This window comes from Cellulomonas sp. PhB143, from assembly GCF_003752595.1.
Classification (GTDB): Bacteria; Actinomycetota; Actinomycetes; order Actinomycetales; family Cellulomonadaceae; genus Paraoerskovia.
This window is the reverse complement of sequence record NZ_RKIJ01000013.1, coordinates 222,399-237,631: the sequence shown is the minus strand read 5'-3', so window position 1 is coordinate 237,631 and position 15,233 is coordinate 222,399. Positions and strand designations below refer to the sequence as shown.

The following is a 15,233-nucleotide window of genomic DNA, read 5'->3' as shown; positions in this document are numbered from 1 at the left end:
CCCGGCGGGTGCGACTAGGCTGGCCGGGTGAAGACGTTCGAGTCGCTGTTCGCCGAGCTCACCGAGAAGGCCCGTGACCGCCCGCAGGGGTCCGGGACCGTCGCAGAGCTGGACGCCGGCATCCATGCGATCGGCAAGAAGGTCGTCGAGGAGGCCGCCGAGGTCTGGATGGCCGCGGAGTTCCAGAGCGATGCCGAGGCCGCCGAGGAGATCTCCCAGCTGCTCTACCACCTGCAGGTGATGATGGTCGCGAAGGGCCTCACGCTCGAGGACGTCTACCGCCACCTGTGACGCCGCCGGGCGCGTCCCGCCGTCGACCACCCCTCGCCCCCGACGCCACCCCGAACGAACGAGGAACCGTGCTGCGCATCGCCGTCCCCAACAAGGGCTCGCTGTCCGAGCCTGCCGCCGACATGCTCCGCGAGGCGGGCTACCGCCAGCGGCGCGACACCCGCGAGCTGGTGCTCGCCGACCCGGACAACGACGTCGAGTTCTTCTTCCTGCGGCCCCGGGACGTCGCCGTCTACGTCGGCGCCGGGACCGTCGACGCCGGGATCACCGGGCGCGACCTGCTCCTGGACTCCGGCGCGGCCGCCGACGAGCACCTCGAGCTCGGCTTCGCCGGCTCGACGTTCCGGTTCGCGGCACCCGCCGGGACGGTCACCGAGGTCGGGCAGATCGAGGGTCTGCGGGTCGCGTCGTCGTACAACGTGCTGGTCCGCGACCACCTCGCCGAGCAGGGGGTGTCTCCCGCCGCGATCGTGCACCTCGACGGGGCGGTGGAGAGCTCGGTCCGGCTCGGCGTCGCCGACGTGATCGCCGACGTCGTCGAGACCGGGACCACGCTGCGCGCCGCGGGTCTCGAGGTGTTCGGCGAGCCGATCCTGCGGTCGGAGGCGGTGCTCGTCAAGCGGCGCGGCGACGGCACGGACCCCGCCGGGCTCGACGTGCTCACGCGCCGCCTGCAGGGCGTGCTCACCGCCCGGCAGTACGTGCTCATGGACTACGACGTGCCGGTCGCCCTCGTCGACGACGCCGTCGCGCTGACGCCCGGGCTCGAGTCGCCGACGGTCTCGCCGCTGCACGACAGCGAGTGGGCCGCGGTGCGCGCCATGGTGCCCCGCTCGCAGACCAACCAGGTGATGGACGCGCTGTACGACGTCGGTGCGCGCGCGATCCTCGTCACCTCGATCCACGCCTGCCGGCTCTGAGCCGACGTGAGCACCGCGTGAGCACCCTGTGAGCGGCAGCCCCGGGCGGCGTCCGGACCCCTACGCACCGTTCCGGCCCCGGTACGGGCGCTGGACCGCGATCGTCGTCGGGTCCCTGGTGCTCGTCGGGTGCGTGGTCGTGGCGTCCGCCGCGCACGGCCAGATGGCCACCACCGGCAACCGCGCCTCGCTCGTGGTGTTCGGGCTCGTCGTGGTGCTGATCCTGTGGCGCGTCGGCGGCGTGCGGGCCGACGTCGACCGCGAGGGCATCACGGTGCGCAACGTCGCGCGCACCGAGCGCTACGAGTGGACCCAGGTCGTCGCGGTCCGGTTCGGGGCGGACCAGCCGTGGCTGCGCCTCGACCTCTCCGACGGCCAGACGGTCGCGGTCGTGGCGGTGCAGCAGGCCGACGGCGACCGGGCGCGCGCCGAGGCCGGACGCCTCGCGGCGCTCGCCCAGGCGCACGGCGAGGGTGTGGACCCGGCCGACCGGAACGCCTGACCGCTCGCGCGGCCCGACGACGCAGCAGGGCCCCGCACCGGACGGTGCGGGGCCCTGCTGTCTCCCGGGGGCCGGGACCGGGTCAGCGGCTCGCGCTGTACCGCGGTCGGCGGTCGCCGTAGCGGTCGGAACCGCCGGTCCGCTCGCCGCGGCCGCCGTCGTGCCGGCCCGCCGGGCCGTGCCCGGTGCGGTGGGTGTCGCGCTGCTCGCGGCCGCCCTCGCGCGGCGCGCGGGGAGCGGTCGGGGCGCCCTGGTCGACGGTGATGCGCAGCGCCTTGCCGCCCACGCGCGCCCGACCGATCCGGGCGAGGGTCTCCTCGTTCATCGGCGTGAGGATGTCGATGACGGAGAAGCTGCCGAAGATGTCGATCTTGCCCAGGTCCTTGCCCTGCAGGCCGCCCTCGTTCGTCAGTGCACCGACGATCCCGCGGGGCTCGACGCCGTGGGAGTGCCCGACGGCGACGCGGTAGCGCGTGCCCTGCGCGTCGCGGCGGATGCCGGTCTCCCGACGCTCGCGGCGCTCCTCGTCGCGGGGGCCGCGGCGCGGTGCCCGGTGCTCGTCGCGGTCCCGGTCGCTCGAGCGCGACTGGCGCGCCGCACGGGCCTCGGCACGCTCGGCCTCGAAGCGCTCCTGCTCCTCGCGCGCCTGGGGGCCGTCGTCCCCGACCGCGAGCGCGGCGAGCGCGGCGGCGAGCTGGACGGGGTCGCCGTCGTGCTCGGCGAGGTGCGCGGTGACGAGCTCGGTGTACATGCTCAGGCGGCCGGCGGCGACGCGCTCGGGCAGCTTGGCGAGGAGCTTCTTGGTGCGCTGGGCCGAGACGTCGGCGGGCGAGGGGATCTCGATCTCTTCGAGCTGGACGCGGATCATGCGCTCGATCTGCTTGAGGCGCCCGCGCTCGTGCGGGTTGACGAACGACAGCGCGGTGCCGGACCGGCCGGCGCGGCCGGTGCGCCCGATGCGGTGCACGTAGGCCTCGGGCTCCTTCGGCAGGTCGAAGTTCACGACGAGGCCGATGCGGTCGACGTCGAGCCCGCGGGCGGCGACGTCCGTGGCGACGAGCACGTCGACCTGGCCGGAGCGCAGGCGCTCGACGATCTTCTCGCGGTCCTTCTGGGCGACGTCGCCGGAGATCGTGGCGGCGGTGATGCCGCGCTCGACGAGCGCGGCCCCGACCTCGTCGGCGGCCGCACGGGTGCGGACGAAGACGATGGCGGCATCGGCGTCGGAGACGGCGAGGACCCGGGCGAGCGAGCCGGCCTTGTGCCGGAAGGGCACGACCGCGTAGGTCTGGCGCACGCTCGTGACGGTCGTGGCTTGGCGGGCCACGGCGATCTCGACGGGGTTGTCGAGGTGGTGCTGGGCGACGCGGCGGATCTGCGGCGGCATCGTCGCGGAGAAGAGCGCGACCTGGCGCTTGGCGGGCGCCTGGGAGAAGACCGTCTCGACGTCCTCGGCGAAGCCCATGCGGAGCATCTCGTCGGCCTCGTCGAGCGCGAGGAAGCGGATGGCGTCGAGCTTGAGGGTGCCGCGCTCGAGGTGGTCGATGACGCGGCCGGGGGTGCCGACCACGATCTGCGCGCCGTGGGTGAGCGCCCGGGCCTGCGGCCCGAAGGGCGAGCCGCCGTACACCGCGGCGACGACGACGCCGGGCATGCGCGCGGCGAACGTCTCGATGGCCTCGGCGACCTGCATCGCGAGCTCGCGGGTCGGGGCGAGGACGAGCGCCTGGGTGGCGCGCAGCGCCGGGTCGATCGCGGCGAGCATCGGCAGGCCGAACGCGGCGGTCTTGCCCGTGCCGGTCTGGGCGATGCCGGTGATGTCGCGCCCGGAGAGGAGCGTCGGGATCGCCTGGGCCTGGATGGCCGACGGCGTCACGAAGCCGAGGTCGCGCACGGCGGCGAGGACGGCCTCGGGCAGGCCCAGGTCGGCGAACGTCGGGCCGACGGGCTCGGCGGCGACGGCTGCGACCGTGGCGTCGGCCGTGACGGCGGTGACGCTGGTGTCGGTCGTGTCGGTCGTGTCGGTGGTGGAGGAGGTCTGGTCGGTGGCGCGCTGGGGCGCACGGACGTCAGTCATCGAAGAGTCTGAACCGTTCGTGGGGGGTGTCGGAGCCGGGGTGCGGTCACCAGGTCGGTTCTCCGCAGGTCGCACTCCCGAACACACACATGCGTGACTTCACGTCACGCGCACACGAACACGCGGGAACAGCGACGAACTCCAAGGGGATGTCTCCACTCTACTCGACGGGCGCCGACGGCGACAGTGCCGCGGCCGACGGGTGCGGTGAGGTCCGACACAGGCGCCCGGTCCGTAGGATGGGCGCGTCGACGATCCGCAGGGGGTCGCGCGGTGGGACGGGAGCTGGCGTGGGGGCAGGTGCGGCGGGCGGTGCCCGGCCGGAGGTCAGCTCGCGCGTGCTCACCGTGCCCAACGCCATCAGCTTCGCCCGGCTGCTGCTCGTCCCGGTGTTCGCGGTCCTGATCGTCGCCGAGGAGGACCTGTGGGCGCTGGTCCTGCTCGCGGTCTCCGGGGCGAGCGACTGGCTGGACGGCGTGCTCGCCCGGCGGCTGAACCAGACGAGCCGGCTCGGGCAGGTCCTCGACCCGGCCGCCGACCGCCTCTACATCTTCGTGACGCTGCTCGGCCTCGCCTGGCGGGAGATCGTGCCGGTGTGGCTCGTCCTCGTGATCGTCGTGCGGGACGTGATGCTGCTGTGCGTCCTGCCCGCCCTGACGAGGCGTGGCTACGGTCCGCTCGCCGTGACGTTCGTGGGCAAGGCCGCGACCTTCGCGCTGCTGTACGCCTTCCCGCTGCTGCTGCTCGCGGAGGTCCCGGGCTGGCTGGGGGCCGCGGCGGCGGTCGTCGGCTGGGCGTTCGCCTGGTGGGGCGTCGGGCTGTACTGGGTCGCCGGCGTGCAGTACGTGCGGCAGGCACGCGCCCTCGCGCGTGCCGAGCCGGTCCGCGGACGCCTCGGGTCCGACGACACCGGGTCCCTCCCGCAGGGCGGTGCCGACGCGTGACGGCCAGCGAGAAGCACGACGCGGGACCGGGCGCACCGACGCCGCCGCCCAAGGACGCGTCCATGTCCCTGCTCCGCCAGGTGATGGACCATCCGCTCGACCCGGGGTACGAGGCAGCGCGACGCGCCACGGGCGGCGTCAGGCCGCAGCGCGGCGTGGTGACGAGGATCTGGGTGGGGCTGCTCGCGGTGCTGCTCGGCGCGGTGACGGTCGTGGCCGCGCGCGAGCTGCGCCGGCCCGAGCCGTCCGCGCTGGCCGCGCGGACGCTCCTGGAGTCCCAGATCAGCGAGCGCCAGGGCGACGTCGACACGCTCAGCAGACGGGTCTCCCAGGTCGGCGCGGAGGTGGAGACGCTCCGCTCCGACGCGCTGTCCGACGCGAGCCCGTCGCTGCTGGACACGCTGAACCGGGACGGCGTCCTCTCGGGCTCGACCGCGCTCCAGGGACCCGGGGTCGTGGTGACGCTGCGGGACGCCCCCGTGCTCAAGGACGCGGACGTCGACCCGGACTCGCGCGTGCAGGACCTGGATCTGCAGATCGTCGTCAACTCGCTCTGGTCCGTCGGCGCGGAGGCGGTCGCGATCAACGACCAGCGGCTGACGCCCGTGACGGCCGTGCGCAGCGCGGGCGACGCGATTCTGGTCAACCTCCAGCCGGTGAGCAGCCCGTACTCGGTCGTCGCGATCGGCGACCCCGGGAAGCTGCAGAGCGGGCTCGCACGCTCGCCCGCGGGGGACTGGATGGTCTCGCTGACGAACTTCGGCATCCAGAGCTCGACGGTGGGCCAGAGCGAGCTGGACGTGCCCGGTGACGACTCCGTTCGGCTGCGCTACGCGAGGCCCGTAGAATCGCCCGCGACCGACGGCAGCGGCGACGCCACGCCGGCCGCCGGTGGACCGACGTCGGACGAGGACCAGGGGTACGGGCAGTGATCGCAGTCGTCGGTCTGATCGTCGGGGTCGTCGCGGGCCTGCTGCTCCAGCCCTCCGTCCCGGCCGCCGTCGCGCCGTACCTGCCGATCGCGGTCATCGCTGCGCTCGACGCCCTGTTCGGCGGCCTGCGCGCGAAGCTGGACGGTCTCTTCGACGAGAAGGTCTTCATCGTCTCGTTCCTGTCGAACGTCGTCGTGGCCGCGTTGATCGTGTTCCTCGGCGACCAGCTCGGCGTCGGATCGCAGATGTCCACGGGCGTCGTCGTCGTCCTCGGGATCAGGATCTTCTCCAACGCGGCGGCGATCCGCCGCCACCTGTTCAAGGCCTGACCGGCATGGCGGACGACGACGAGCGGGCCGTCGGCCCGGCGGTGCCCGGGTCGGGCGCGCCGGACGTGGCACCGGACGGCCGTGCCGCGGCGGAGCCCGACGGCGAGGCCACGACCGGCGACGGTCCGGCGGAGGATGTGCCGACGGAGGCGGACGGCGCACCGGCGGACGTCGAGGACACACCGACGGAGGTCGACGACACGCCGGCGGACGTCGAGGACACACCGGCGGAGGCGGACGACGTCGCCCCGCAGGAGCGGGCGCCGACCCCGGAGCCGCACGTCGGCCACGGCCGCCACGAGCGCCCGGCGCCGGGGGACGCGCCGCCGGGAGGGTGGACCGGCCTGTTCCGCGCGCTGCGTCCGCACCGCTCGCGCGCCCAGGTCCTCGCCGGGCTCCTCTGCGGTGTCCTGGGCTTCGCGCTCGTCGTCCAGGTGAGCGCCAACCAGGGCGACGACCTGTCGACGCTGCGCCAGTCGGAGCTGGTCCCGCTGCTCGACGACGTCACGCAACGTTCCGAGCTGCTCGAGTCGCAGGTGCGCGACCTCGAGTCCACCCGCGACGAGCTGCGCTCGGGCGCGGCGGGCAAGCAGGCCGCCCTCGACCTCGCCGAGGAGCAGGCCACCACCGAGGGCATCCTCGCGGGCCGGCTCCCGGCGAAGGGCCCGGGCGTGGACGTCACGGTGATCGAGTCGGGGGAGAAGATCCCCGCGGCGACGATGTTCAACATCCTCGAGGAGCTGCGCAACGCCGGCGCCGAGGTCGTCGAGATCAACGGCGTGCGGATCGTGGCGAGCAGCTACTTCGAACGGGTCGACGGCGACCTCGTCGTCGACGGCACGAAGATCTCCTCGCCGTACCGCTGGAAGGCGATCGGGGACCCGCCCACGCTCGAGACCGCGCTGCAGATCGTCGGGGGAGCGATGGCCGCGGTGCGCAACAAGGGCGCGCAGGACACCATCCGCCAGCTCGACGAGGTCGAGATCGACTCGACGCGCACGCCGACCGACCCGCAGTTCGCCACCCCGGTGCCCGATCCGGCGGGCTCCTGAGCGCCCGGGGCCGGCGACGGCGCCCGCCGGCCTGTGCGCGGGTGACGCCGGACCCCACGGGGTCCTAAGGTGTAGTAGTTTGCGGCGTCAGGACAGCACCGGTGACCGAGGTCACCGGACATGCCGAGGAGGCGACATGGCAGGCCCCGAAGAGCACGACCCGCAGCGGCCGGGCAACGACACGACGATGCGTCTGGGTCGGGTGGAGCCGGTCGTCGTCGAGGAGTCGACCCAGCGCGGAGACCTCTCGTCGGCCGAGCAGGCCGCCATCGCGGCGCTGCCCAGCCACTCCGCCCTGCTCATCATGCAGCGGGGGCCCGGTGCCGGCTCGCGCTTCCTGCTCGACGCCCCCCGCACGGTGGCGGGACGCAGCGAGAGCGCAGACATCTTCCTCGACGACGTGACGGTCTCACGCAAGCACGCCGAGTTCGTCCGCGACGGGGACGGGTTCGTGGTGCGGGACATCGGCTCCCTCAACGGCACCTACCTCAACCGGGCGCGCATCGACGCCGCGCTCCTGTCCACGGGCGACGAGGTGCAGATCGGCAAGTTCCGCCTGACGTTCCACGCCAGCCCCCGATCGGCGGCCGGTGCCGCGGACGGGACGTCGGAGCGCGCGTGAGCGGTGCCTCGAACGCCGCGCGCGCCGTCCGGCCCGACGGCGCCCCCGGCCCGGAGCCGTGGCCCCAGGGGATCTCGCGGCGCGCCTCGATGCGCATCTCCGACGTGCTCGGCGACCTGCGCCCCGAGTTCCCGGGGGTCAGCCACTCCAAGCTGCGGTTCCTCGAGGAGCAGGGCCTGATCGAGCCCGTCCGCACGACGTCCGGGTACCGGCAGTACAGCCCCGCGGACGTGGAGCGGCTGCGCTACGTGCTCACGCAGCAGCGGGACAGCTACCTGCCCCTGAAGGTCATCAAGGAGCGGCTCGTCGAGCTGGACAGCGGCATCCTGGACGCCGCTCCCGGCCCCCGCCCGGCGACGGCCGACGGTGAGCGCGAGACCGCCCAGGAGCGCTACACGCTCGAGGCGCTGTGCGCGGCGACGGGCGCCGACCCCGCGATGGTCTCCGGGCTGGTCGAGGCGGGCGTCGTCGCCCCGACGTCGTCGGGCCGCTACGACGCCTTCGCGGTCGAGCTCGTGACGGTCGCCGCGGCACTCGCCGAGCACGGGATCCAGGCGCGGCACCTGCGGTCCCTGCGCACCGCGTCGGACCGCCACCTCGGCCTGGTCCAGCAGGTGGTCGCGCCGTGGCGCGGCCAGCAGTCGCCCTCCTCCCGGGCGCACGCCGCGACGGTCGCCGCCGAGGTCGGCGAGCTGTGCGCCCGGCTGCACACCACGTGGGTGCGCCAGGGCATCGCCGACATCGGCTCCTGAGCGCACCGCCCGCGCCGGCGGACCTCTCGTTCCACCTGACGATCTCGGCCCGGCAGTCGTACGGTTGACGCGTGAGCGACGACGTCCCGATGGTCTCCGTCGACGTGCTCGGCGTCCGCCAGCGCCAGACCGAGCACGAGATCGTCGTGCTGCTCCTCGACGGGTCGTCGGAGCTGGTGGTGCCGATCGTCATCGGTCCGCGCGAGGCGAACGCGATCGCGAGCGCCCAGGGCGGGCACGTCCCGCCCCGGCCGATGACCCACGACCTGCTCTGCGACGTGCTCGCCGCGACCGGGGTCTCGCTGGACCACGCGGAGATCGTCGCCCTGGACGACGGCGTCTTCTACGCCGAGCTCGTGCTGAGCAACGGGCGCAGGCTGGACTCGCGGGCGTCGGACGCGATCGCGCTCACCGTGCGCACCGGCTGTGCGCTGCTGTGCTCGGCCGAGGTGGTCGCTACGTCGGGCGTCGAGGTCGTCACGACGGCGCAGCGCCGCGACCTCGAACGGTTCCGGGAGTTCCTCGAGGGTCTGGCGCCGGAGGACTTCGCGTGAGGCACGTCCCGGCCCGGCGCGTCACGGCGCGTCCGGCCGGTCAGGACCGTTCCAGGTCCTAAGGTTGAGGCAGACGTTGAAGGTTGTCGACGGTCCACGCAGTCCCGGACGGCGGCACGTGGTGGACGATTCTTGGAGGCACCGTGAGCACGAGCGGGAACCTGAGCGCCGACGGCGGACCCGCGGTTCCTCTGGGCGCCCAGGGCCTCTTGTTCGGTGAGGACGTCACCGAGCACGACGCCGGCACGGGCTACCGGGGACCGACGGCGTGCCGCGCGGCGGGCATCACGTACCGCCAGCTCGACTACTGGGCCCGCACGGGCCTCGTCGAGCCGTCCGTGCGCAGCGCCACCGGCTCGGGCACCCATCGGCTGTACGGGTTCCGGGACATCCTGGTGCTCAAGGTCGTCAAGCGGCTGCTGGACACCGGGGTCTCCCTCCAGCAGATCCGCACGGCCGTCACGGCGCTGCGCGAACGCGGCGTCGAGGACCTCGCGAAGATCACCCTGATGAGCGACGGCGCCAGCGTGTACGAGTGCACGTCCGCCGACGAGGTCGTCGACCTGGTGCAGGGCGGCCAGGGCGTGTTCGGCATCGCCGTGGGACGCGTGTGGCGTGAGATCGAGGGAACGCTCAGCGAGCTGCCCACCGAGCACCTCGACGAGGACGCCGCCGCGCCCGAGATCCCGGGCGACGAGCTCGCGGCACGGCGCCGCAACCGCCCCCGCGCGGTCTGATCCCGCACCGTCCGATCGCGCGACGTTCCGCGCACCGTCCCGTTCCCTTCACCGCCAGGACACCTGCGCACGGTCGACTGTTGCCCGCGACACCCGTCGCGTCACGTTCGACCTGAAGGAGAACTCCTGTGCGCCTCACAGCACAGCGGACCGTCCTGTCGTCAGCCCTCGCCGGCGTCCTCGTCCTCGGCGCAGCCGCCGGGTACGCGGTCAGCGCCGACCTCACCGGCAACGGCGACGCCCGCCGCATCGCCGGCGACCAGACCAGCACCGTGCGGGCCGAGCTCCGGGGCGGCGCCGCGAGGAACGTCATCCTGCTCATCGGCGACGGGATGGGCGACTCCGAGATCACGGCCGCGCGCAACTACCAGTACGGGGCGGCCGGCAGGCTCCCCGGCATCGACGGCGTCCCGGTGACCGGGCAGTACACGACGTACTCCCTCGACCGCTCGACCCATGAGCCCGACTACGTGACGGACTCGGCGGCGTCGGGCAGCGGCTGGTCCACCGGCACGAAGACCTACAACGGCGCGATCTCCGTCGACGTCGACGGGGCCGCGCAGAAGACCGTCCTCGAGATGGCCAAGGCCAACGGCCTGCGCACCGGCGACGTCTCGACCGCCGAGCTCCAGGACGCGACGCCCGCCGTCCTCGTCTCCCACGTCAGCGACCGCGGCTGCTACGCGCCGAGCTCGAGCGCCTGCACCGACGCGGACCGGCTCGAGACCGGGGGACCGGGATCGATCACCGAGCAGCTGCTGAACACCCGGCCGGACGTCACTCTCGGCGGCGGCGCCGCCTCGTTCGCCGACACCGCCCGCGCCGGGCAGTGGAAGGGCAAGACGCTCATGCAGCAGGCCGACGCGCGCGGGTTCGACGTCGTCACCGACGCCGCGGGCCTGTCCGGGGCGACCCGCGCCGACCAGTCGGCGCCGCTGCTCGGGCTCTTCTCCGGCGGGAACATGCCGACGGAGTGGAACGGAGCCCCCGCGACGCGCACCGGCGGGACGGAGGCGCCGATCCGTTGCGCCGCGAACCCCGCCCACACCGCCGCCGTGCCGACCCTGAAGGCGATGACGACGAAGGCGATCGACCTGCTCGACGCCCCGTCCGCGAAGAAGGGCTTCTTCCTGCAGGTCGAGGGCGCGAGCATCGACAAGCAGGACCACGCCGCCAACCCCTGCGCGCAGATCGGCGAGACGGTCGCCTTCGACGACGCCGTCGCCGCGGCGCTGGCCTTCGCGGAGCAGGACGGGAACACGTCGGTGTTCGTCACGGCCGACCACGGCCACTCGAGCCAGATCGTCTACCCGGGCACGACGACCCCGGGCCTCACGCGCACGCTGCTCACGGCCGACGGCGCGCCGATGACGATGGCCTACGGCACCGCCCCCGAGGGCGGCTCGCAGGACCACACGGGCACGCAGGTGCGGATCGCGGCGTACGGGCCGGGCGCGGCGAACGTCGTCGGGCTCACGGACCAGACGGATCTGTTCTTCACCATGCGCGACACGCTCCGGCTCGACCCGGACAAGGAGCTGCCGGGCGCGCCGGAGATCCGCAGCGTGAACATCAACGACGGGGCGGTCCTGCGCGGGAACAAGACCTTCGTGGTCACCCTCGACGCGCCGGCGAAGTACACCTACATCGAGCTCAACCAGGGCGGGGTGTGGAAGACGGACAACACCAAGGCGCCGGGCAGCACCAACGCCGGGAGCAAGCCGACCCTGAAGATCGACACGCGCGACTACCCGGACGGGACGTACTCGCTGAAGATCGACGCCGTGGGGATCGACGGCCGCACCACCGAGAAGGTGCTGGACCTGGAGATCCGCAACCACTGACCTGCGCACGACGCGCGCACCACAGGTGCGCGCGTCAGGTCCTCCGGGGTGTCCCCGGGCCCGCCGCGACCCTGCTGGCAGGCCCGGGGGCACCCGTCTACCGTGAGGGCTACGGGCGGGTCCGACGGCCCGCCGGCGCCTAGCCTGCGGAGGTCCGAGATGAGCACTCCCGACGAGCGGCACGCCGAGGGGACGCCCCGGGTGCCGCGCGAGCACCCCGAGTACGACGAGCCCCACCTGCTCGAGGACGACGAGACGGTCCCGCCCCGACCCGAGGAGGAGGTGGCCGACGCCGACCGCTGACGGTCGGCGTCGGACCGTTCAGAGCAGGGGGCGCAGGGGCTGCAGCGTCCACTCCGACAGCTTCGCGACGACCGGTCGGGCGGTCCACTCGTCGAGGGTCAGCTCTCGGCAGTTGGACAGGTCCGTCTCGAAGATTGCGCCCATCTGCTCCGCGAGCGCCGGCTCGACGACCTCGATGTTGACCTCGTAGTTGCCGGTGAGCGAGAGCCGGTCGATGTTCGCCGTCCCGATCGTGGTCCACGTGCCGTCGACCGTGGCGGTCTTGGCGTGCACCATGGCGTCGCGGAACAGGAAGATGCGCACCCCGCCCTCGAGGAGGGTGGTGAAGTGCCCGCGGGCCAGCCAGTCGGCGAGGACGTGGTTGGAGCGCTCGGGCACGATGACCCGCACGTCGACGCCGCGGGCGGCGGCCTGCAGGAGGCCCCCGAGGATCTCGCGGTCCGGGATGAAGTACGCCTGCGTGATCGAGATGCTGCTCGTCGCGCGGTCGATGGCGTCCAGGTACAGGTTGCGGATCGGGAACGTGAGGCGCGCCGGGGCGTTGCGGGCGGCGCGGACGCTCGGGTCCCACACCGGGGACCCCGGGTCCTCGAGCAGCGGCTCGTCGTCGTCGCGGTGCAGGTTCCAGAAGTCGACGAACGCGTTGCGCAGCTCCCACACGGCCGGGCCGACCAGGCGGGTGTGCGTGTCGCGCCACTGGTTCGCGTAGTCGGCGCCGATGTTGAACCCGCCGACGAACCCGATCTCGTCGTCGACGACGAGGAGCTTGCGGTGGTCGCGGCCGGACTTGCGCACGTTCAGCAGCAGCGAGCCCGGACGGTACGCGGGGAAGCGGAGCGTGTGCACGTCGTCGGCGAACGTGAGGAAGCTGCGCGGCACCACGAGGTTGGCGAAGCCGTCGAAGACGACGTAGACGTCGACGCCACGGGCCGCCGCGTCCTCGACGGCGGTCTTGAACTCCCGGCCGACCTGGTCGTCCTTCCAGATGTACGTCTCGAGCATCACCGTGCGGCGGGCACCGCGGATCGCCTCGAGCATGTCGGCGAAGACGTCCTCGCCGAAGGTGTACACGCGCGCGGTGTTCTCCCCGACGGGGCGGTCGGCCGGGGGAGTGACGGGGAACTTGCCCGTCAACGGCCGGCTGCGGCGCCGGACGGCGTCGCTCGCCATGATCGCGGCCGCGACGGCGAACGGCGTCGCGGCTGCGATCATGGCGCCGCGCGTGGCGGCCCGGCGCGCTCGGGCGGACAGGGACCGGCGGAGAGCGCCGGTGCGCGGGAAGACTTCGTCGAATGTGGGCACGGTCGGAACACTACTGTGCGCGACTGCGGGCACGCCCGCCGCCTCCCGGAGCCGTGGGGCGGCGGAGGGCCTGCCCCACGGCGCGGCGCGCGTCAGTGGTGGCGCAGCGCGTCGATCAGCTCGGACTTGCGCATCGTGGAGCGTCCCTCGATGCCGAGCTCGGCGGCCCGGCCCTTGAGGTCGGCCACCGTCCAGTCGTCGTAGGACGGTGACTCGCCGCCCTTCCTGCCCACCGTGCTGCGGGACGAGCTGGCCGCGGCGTTGGCGACGCGCGCGGACTTCTCCTTGGAGCTGCCCTCGTCACGCAGCTTCTCGTACAGCTCGGGGTCCTTGACGCTCGGTCCCGGTCGACGCCCTGGCATCGTGGCCTCCTCGAATCCGTGGGTGCGCTCCTTCCCTGCCAGGATGTCCGCCGCCGGCACCGTTCGCACGAGGAGCCGCACGTCGGCGGCGCACCGGCGTGCGGCAGCATGCCGTCTCCGGGACGATCGGGGCCATGGACCCGGAACCGAGCTCGCCCGCGAGCGCCTCGCCCTCGGCGGCTCCCGATGGCCGGAACGAGACCCCCGACCAGCAGATGGACCGCAACTGGGCAGAACTGCTCCAGGAGCTGCGGGTCGCGCAGACGGGGATCCAGATCCTCACCGGGTTCCTGCTCACGATCCCGTTCTCCTCGCGCTTCGGCGAGCTGGACGCGGTCCAGCGCGGCGTGTACCTCGCCCTGGTCCTGCTCGCCGCGGTCGCCACGGGGTTCGTCATCGCGCCGGTGAGCCTGCACCGCGTCCTGTTCCGCCGGCACCGCAGGCGCACGCTCGTGGCGACCGCGGACCGGCTGGCGCGGGCGGGGCTGGTCGCGCTCGGCCTCGTCATCGCCGGGTGCGTGGAGCTGCTGTTCGACGTCGTCGCGGGCCGCGCGGCGGGACTGGTCGCCGGCGGGGCGGTGCTGCTCGGTCTCGTCGTCCTGTGGCTCGTCCTGCCGCTACGGCTCAGCCGGGACGCCCCGCGGGTCCCGCCCGAGGGGTGAGGCCGGCGTGAGCGGGTGCGCCCTGATGGCCGCGGCGAGCTCCCCCTCGATGCGGTCGAGGTAGACGCCGGTCGTCGCGATCGACGCGTGCCCGAGCAGCTCGGCCACGACCTTGACGTCCCAGCCGTCCGCGACCAGGACGGTCGCCGTCGTGTGGCGCAGCGCGTGCGGGGTCGTCTCGCGCCGGTAGGCCGCCGGCATGCGCGCCACCGCCCGCGACACGAGCGCCCGCACGCCTTGCGTGTCCAGCCGGCGCCCGCGCCAGGTGAGGAAGAGGGCGCGCCTCGTGTCGGGGTCATGGGGCCGGCGCGCGGCGAGCGCCGGCCGGGAGGCGGTGAGGTAGGCGTCCAACGCGGTCACGAGGTGGGGCGAGAGCGTGACCGTGCGCACGCCGCCGCCCTTGCCGTGGATGCGCCACCTCGTCTCGCCGGGCTCGCGCACGAGGTCGTCGACGTCGGCGCGCACCAGCTCCGACACGCGGGGGCCGAGGATCAGGAGCAGGGCCACCACGAGGCGGTCGCGCGCCGACAGGTCCTGGTCGGCGCGCCCGGGCCGCGCCTCGTCGTCGGCCGCCACGAGCAGGGACCGGGCAGCCGTGCCCGAGAGCGCGGTGCGTGCGGTGCGGAGCCCGCCCCGCACGCGGGCCGGGGGCGCGGCCCAGCGGAACGGGTCGACCTGGACCCACCCGTGCAGCGCCGCGTGGGAGAAGAACCTCGAGAGCGACTGACGGAACCGGTTCACGGTCGCCGGCGAGCGCCCGGCGCGCGCGGCGGGGGAGGAGGGGTCCCGGAACCGGCCGTCCGGCGTGGCCTGGTAGCGGACCAGGGCGTCGTCGACGTCCGGCCCCTCCAGGTCGTCGAGCACCACGTCCGGTCCGACCAGGCGCACGAGCTCGCGCAGGTCGCGCTCGTAGCTGCGCTGCGTCGTCGGAGCCAGCACGCCGCGGGCGGTCTGCGAGGCCACCGCCGCCAGGTAGGCGTCGACGGCCTGCGCCACCGTCAGGCGCTCGACGCGTGGAGGACTCGCCACCGTTGGTTCCCTTCGCACA

18 protein-coding genes are annotated in these 15,233 nt (G+C 73.7%); 14 read left to right on the top strand and 4 right to left on the bottom strand.

Annotation, left to right across the window (positions count from 1 at the left end; translation table 11 throughout):
- The first annotated feature begins 27 nt into the window (after positions 1 to 27).
- From EDF32_RS11255 to EDF32_RS11245, 3 genes are all read left to right on the top strand, one after another.
- Positions 28 to 291, top strand: coding sequence for a phosphoribosyl-ATP diphosphatase (locus tag EDF32_RS11255; protein ID WP_123308625.1), 264 nt, complete (start codon positions 28 to 30; stop codon positions 289 to 291).
- Positions 292 to 359: 68 nt separating this feature from the next.
- A complete protein-coding gene (gene hisG / locus EDF32_RS11250; protein WP_123308624.1) occupies positions 360 to 1,211 on the top strand; it encodes an ATP phosphoribosyltransferase in 852 nt (283 codons plus the stop codon).
- A 28-nt stretch (positions 1,212 to 1,239) separates the two neighbouring features.
- Complete coding sequence (locus tag EDF32_RS11245) at positions 1,240 to 1,713, top strand: PH domain-containing protein (RefSeq protein ID WP_123308623.1); 474 nt, start codon at positions 1,240 to 1,242, stop codon at positions 1,711 to 1,713.
- Positions 1,714 to 1,795: 82 nt separating this feature from the next.
- On the opposite strand, the gene EDF32_RS11240 is transcribed toward EDF32_RS11245, so the two are convergent.
- Positions 1,796 to 3,790, bottom strand: a complete 1,995-nt coding sequence (locus tag EDF32_RS11240) for a DEAD/DEAH box helicase (protein ID WP_123308622.1) — start codon at positions 3,788 to 3,790, stop codon at positions 1,796 to 1,798.
- A 290-nt stretch (positions 3,791 to 4,080) separates the two neighbouring features.
- On the opposite strand from EDF32_RS11240, the gene EDF32_RS11235 reads away from it, so the two are divergent.
- The 10 genes from EDF32_RS11235 (at position 4,081) to EDF32_RS14600 (ending at position 11,859) form a co-directional block, all read left to right on the top strand.
- Positions 4,081 to 4,734, top strand: a complete 654-nt coding sequence (locus tag EDF32_RS11235; RefSeq protein WP_233565870.1) for a CDP-alcohol phosphatidyltransferase family protein — start codon at positions 4,081 to 4,083, stop codon at positions 4,732 to 4,734.
- On the top strand, positions 4,731 to 5,666 hold the full coding sequence (locus EDF32_RS11230; protein ID WP_123308620.1) for a DUF881 domain-containing protein: 936 nt from the start codon (positions 4,731 to 4,733) through the stop codon (positions 5,664 to 5,666). The genes EDF32_RS11235 and EDF32_RS11230 overlap by 4 nt, the downstream gene beginning before the upstream one ends.
- Positions 5,663 to 5,995 carry a small basic family protein gene (locus EDF32_RS11225; protein ID WP_123308619.1) on the top strand — a complete coding sequence of 111 codons (333 nt, stop codon included), beginning with the start codon at positions 5,663 to 5,665 and terminating at the stop codon, positions 5,993 to 5,995. The genes EDF32_RS11230 and EDF32_RS11225 overlap by 4 nt, the downstream gene beginning before the upstream one ends.
- Before the next feature lie 5 nt (positions 5,996 to 6,000).
- A complete protein-coding gene (locus EDF32_RS11220) occupies positions 6,001 to 7,047 on the top strand; it encodes a DUF881 domain-containing protein (RefSeq protein ID WP_123308618.1) in 1,047 nt (348 codons plus the stop codon).
- A 136-nt stretch (positions 7,048 to 7,183) separates the two neighbouring features.
- Complete coding sequence (locus EDF32_RS11215; RefSeq protein ID WP_123308617.1) at positions 7,184 to 7,669, top strand: FHA domain-containing protein; 486 nt, start codon at positions 7,184 to 7,186, stop codon at positions 7,667 to 7,669.
- On the top strand, positions 7,666 to 8,421 hold the full coding sequence (locus tag EDF32_RS11210) for a MerR family transcriptional regulator (RefSeq protein ID WP_233565869.1): 756 nt from the start codon (positions 7,666 to 7,668) through the stop codon (positions 8,419 to 8,421). Before EDF32_RS11215 ends, EDF32_RS11210 begins: the two co-directional genes overlap by 4 nt.
- A gap of 71 nt (positions 8,422 to 8,492) precedes the next feature.
- Positions 8,493 to 8,975: a bifunctional nuclease family protein gene (locus tag EDF32_RS11205; RefSeq protein WP_233565868.1), complete on the top strand. Its 483-nt coding sequence runs from the start codon at positions 8,493 to 8,495 to the stop codon at positions 8,973 to 8,975.
- Between the two features lie 143 nt (positions 8,976 to 9,118).
- Positions 9,119 to 9,712: a MerR family transcriptional regulator gene (locus tag EDF32_RS11200; protein WP_123308616.1), complete on the top strand. Its 594-nt coding sequence runs from the start codon at positions 9,119 to 9,121 to the stop codon at positions 9,710 to 9,712.
- Between the two features lie 128 nt (positions 9,713 to 9,840).
- On the top strand, positions 9,841 to 11,556 hold the full coding sequence (gene phoA, locus EDF32_RS11195; protein ID WP_123308615.1) for an alkaline phosphatase: 1,716 nt from the start codon (positions 9,841 to 9,843) through the stop codon (positions 11,554 to 11,556).
- Between the two features lie 159 nt (positions 11,557 to 11,715).
- Positions 11,716 to 11,859, top strand: coding sequence for a hypothetical protein (locus tag EDF32_RS14600; RefSeq protein ID WP_158614091.1), 144 nt, complete (start codon positions 11,716 to 11,718; stop codon positions 11,857 to 11,859).
- Positions 11,860 to 11,877: 18 nt separating this feature from the next.
- Here the strand turns inward: EDF32_RS14600 and EDF32_RS11190 are convergent, their stop codons facing one another.
- Positions 11,878 to 13,161, bottom strand: coding sequence for a phosphatidylserine/phosphatidylglycerophosphate/cardiolipin synthase family protein (locus tag EDF32_RS11190; RefSeq protein WP_233565867.1), 1,284 nt, complete (start codon positions 13,159 to 13,161; stop codon positions 11,878 to 11,880).
- Between the two features lie 92 nt (positions 13,162 to 13,253).
- Positions 13,254 to 13,523, bottom strand: coding sequence for a Rho termination factor N-terminal domain-containing protein (locus EDF32_RS11185; protein ID WP_123308740.1), 270 nt, complete (start codon positions 13,521 to 13,523; stop codon positions 13,254 to 13,256).
- 134 nt (positions 13,524 to 13,657) lie between these two features.
- On the opposite strand from EDF32_RS11185, the gene EDF32_RS11180 reads away from it, so the two are divergent.
- The gene (locus EDF32_RS11180; protein WP_123308613.1) at positions 13,658 to 14,185 is read left to right on the top strand and encodes a DUF6328 family protein; all 528 of its coding nucleotides are present in this window, start codon (positions 13,658 to 13,660) and stop codon (positions 14,183 to 14,185) included.
- Here the strand turns inward: EDF32_RS11180 and EDF32_RS11175 are convergent.
- Complete coding sequence (locus tag EDF32_RS11175) at positions 14,141 to 15,214, bottom strand: tyrosine-type recombinase/integrase (RefSeq protein ID WP_123308612.1); 1,074 nt, start codon at positions 15,212 to 15,214, stop codon at positions 14,141 to 14,143. The genes EDF32_RS11180 and EDF32_RS11175 overlap by 45 nt on opposite strands.
- Positions 15,215 to 15,233 lie beyond the last annotated feature (19 nt).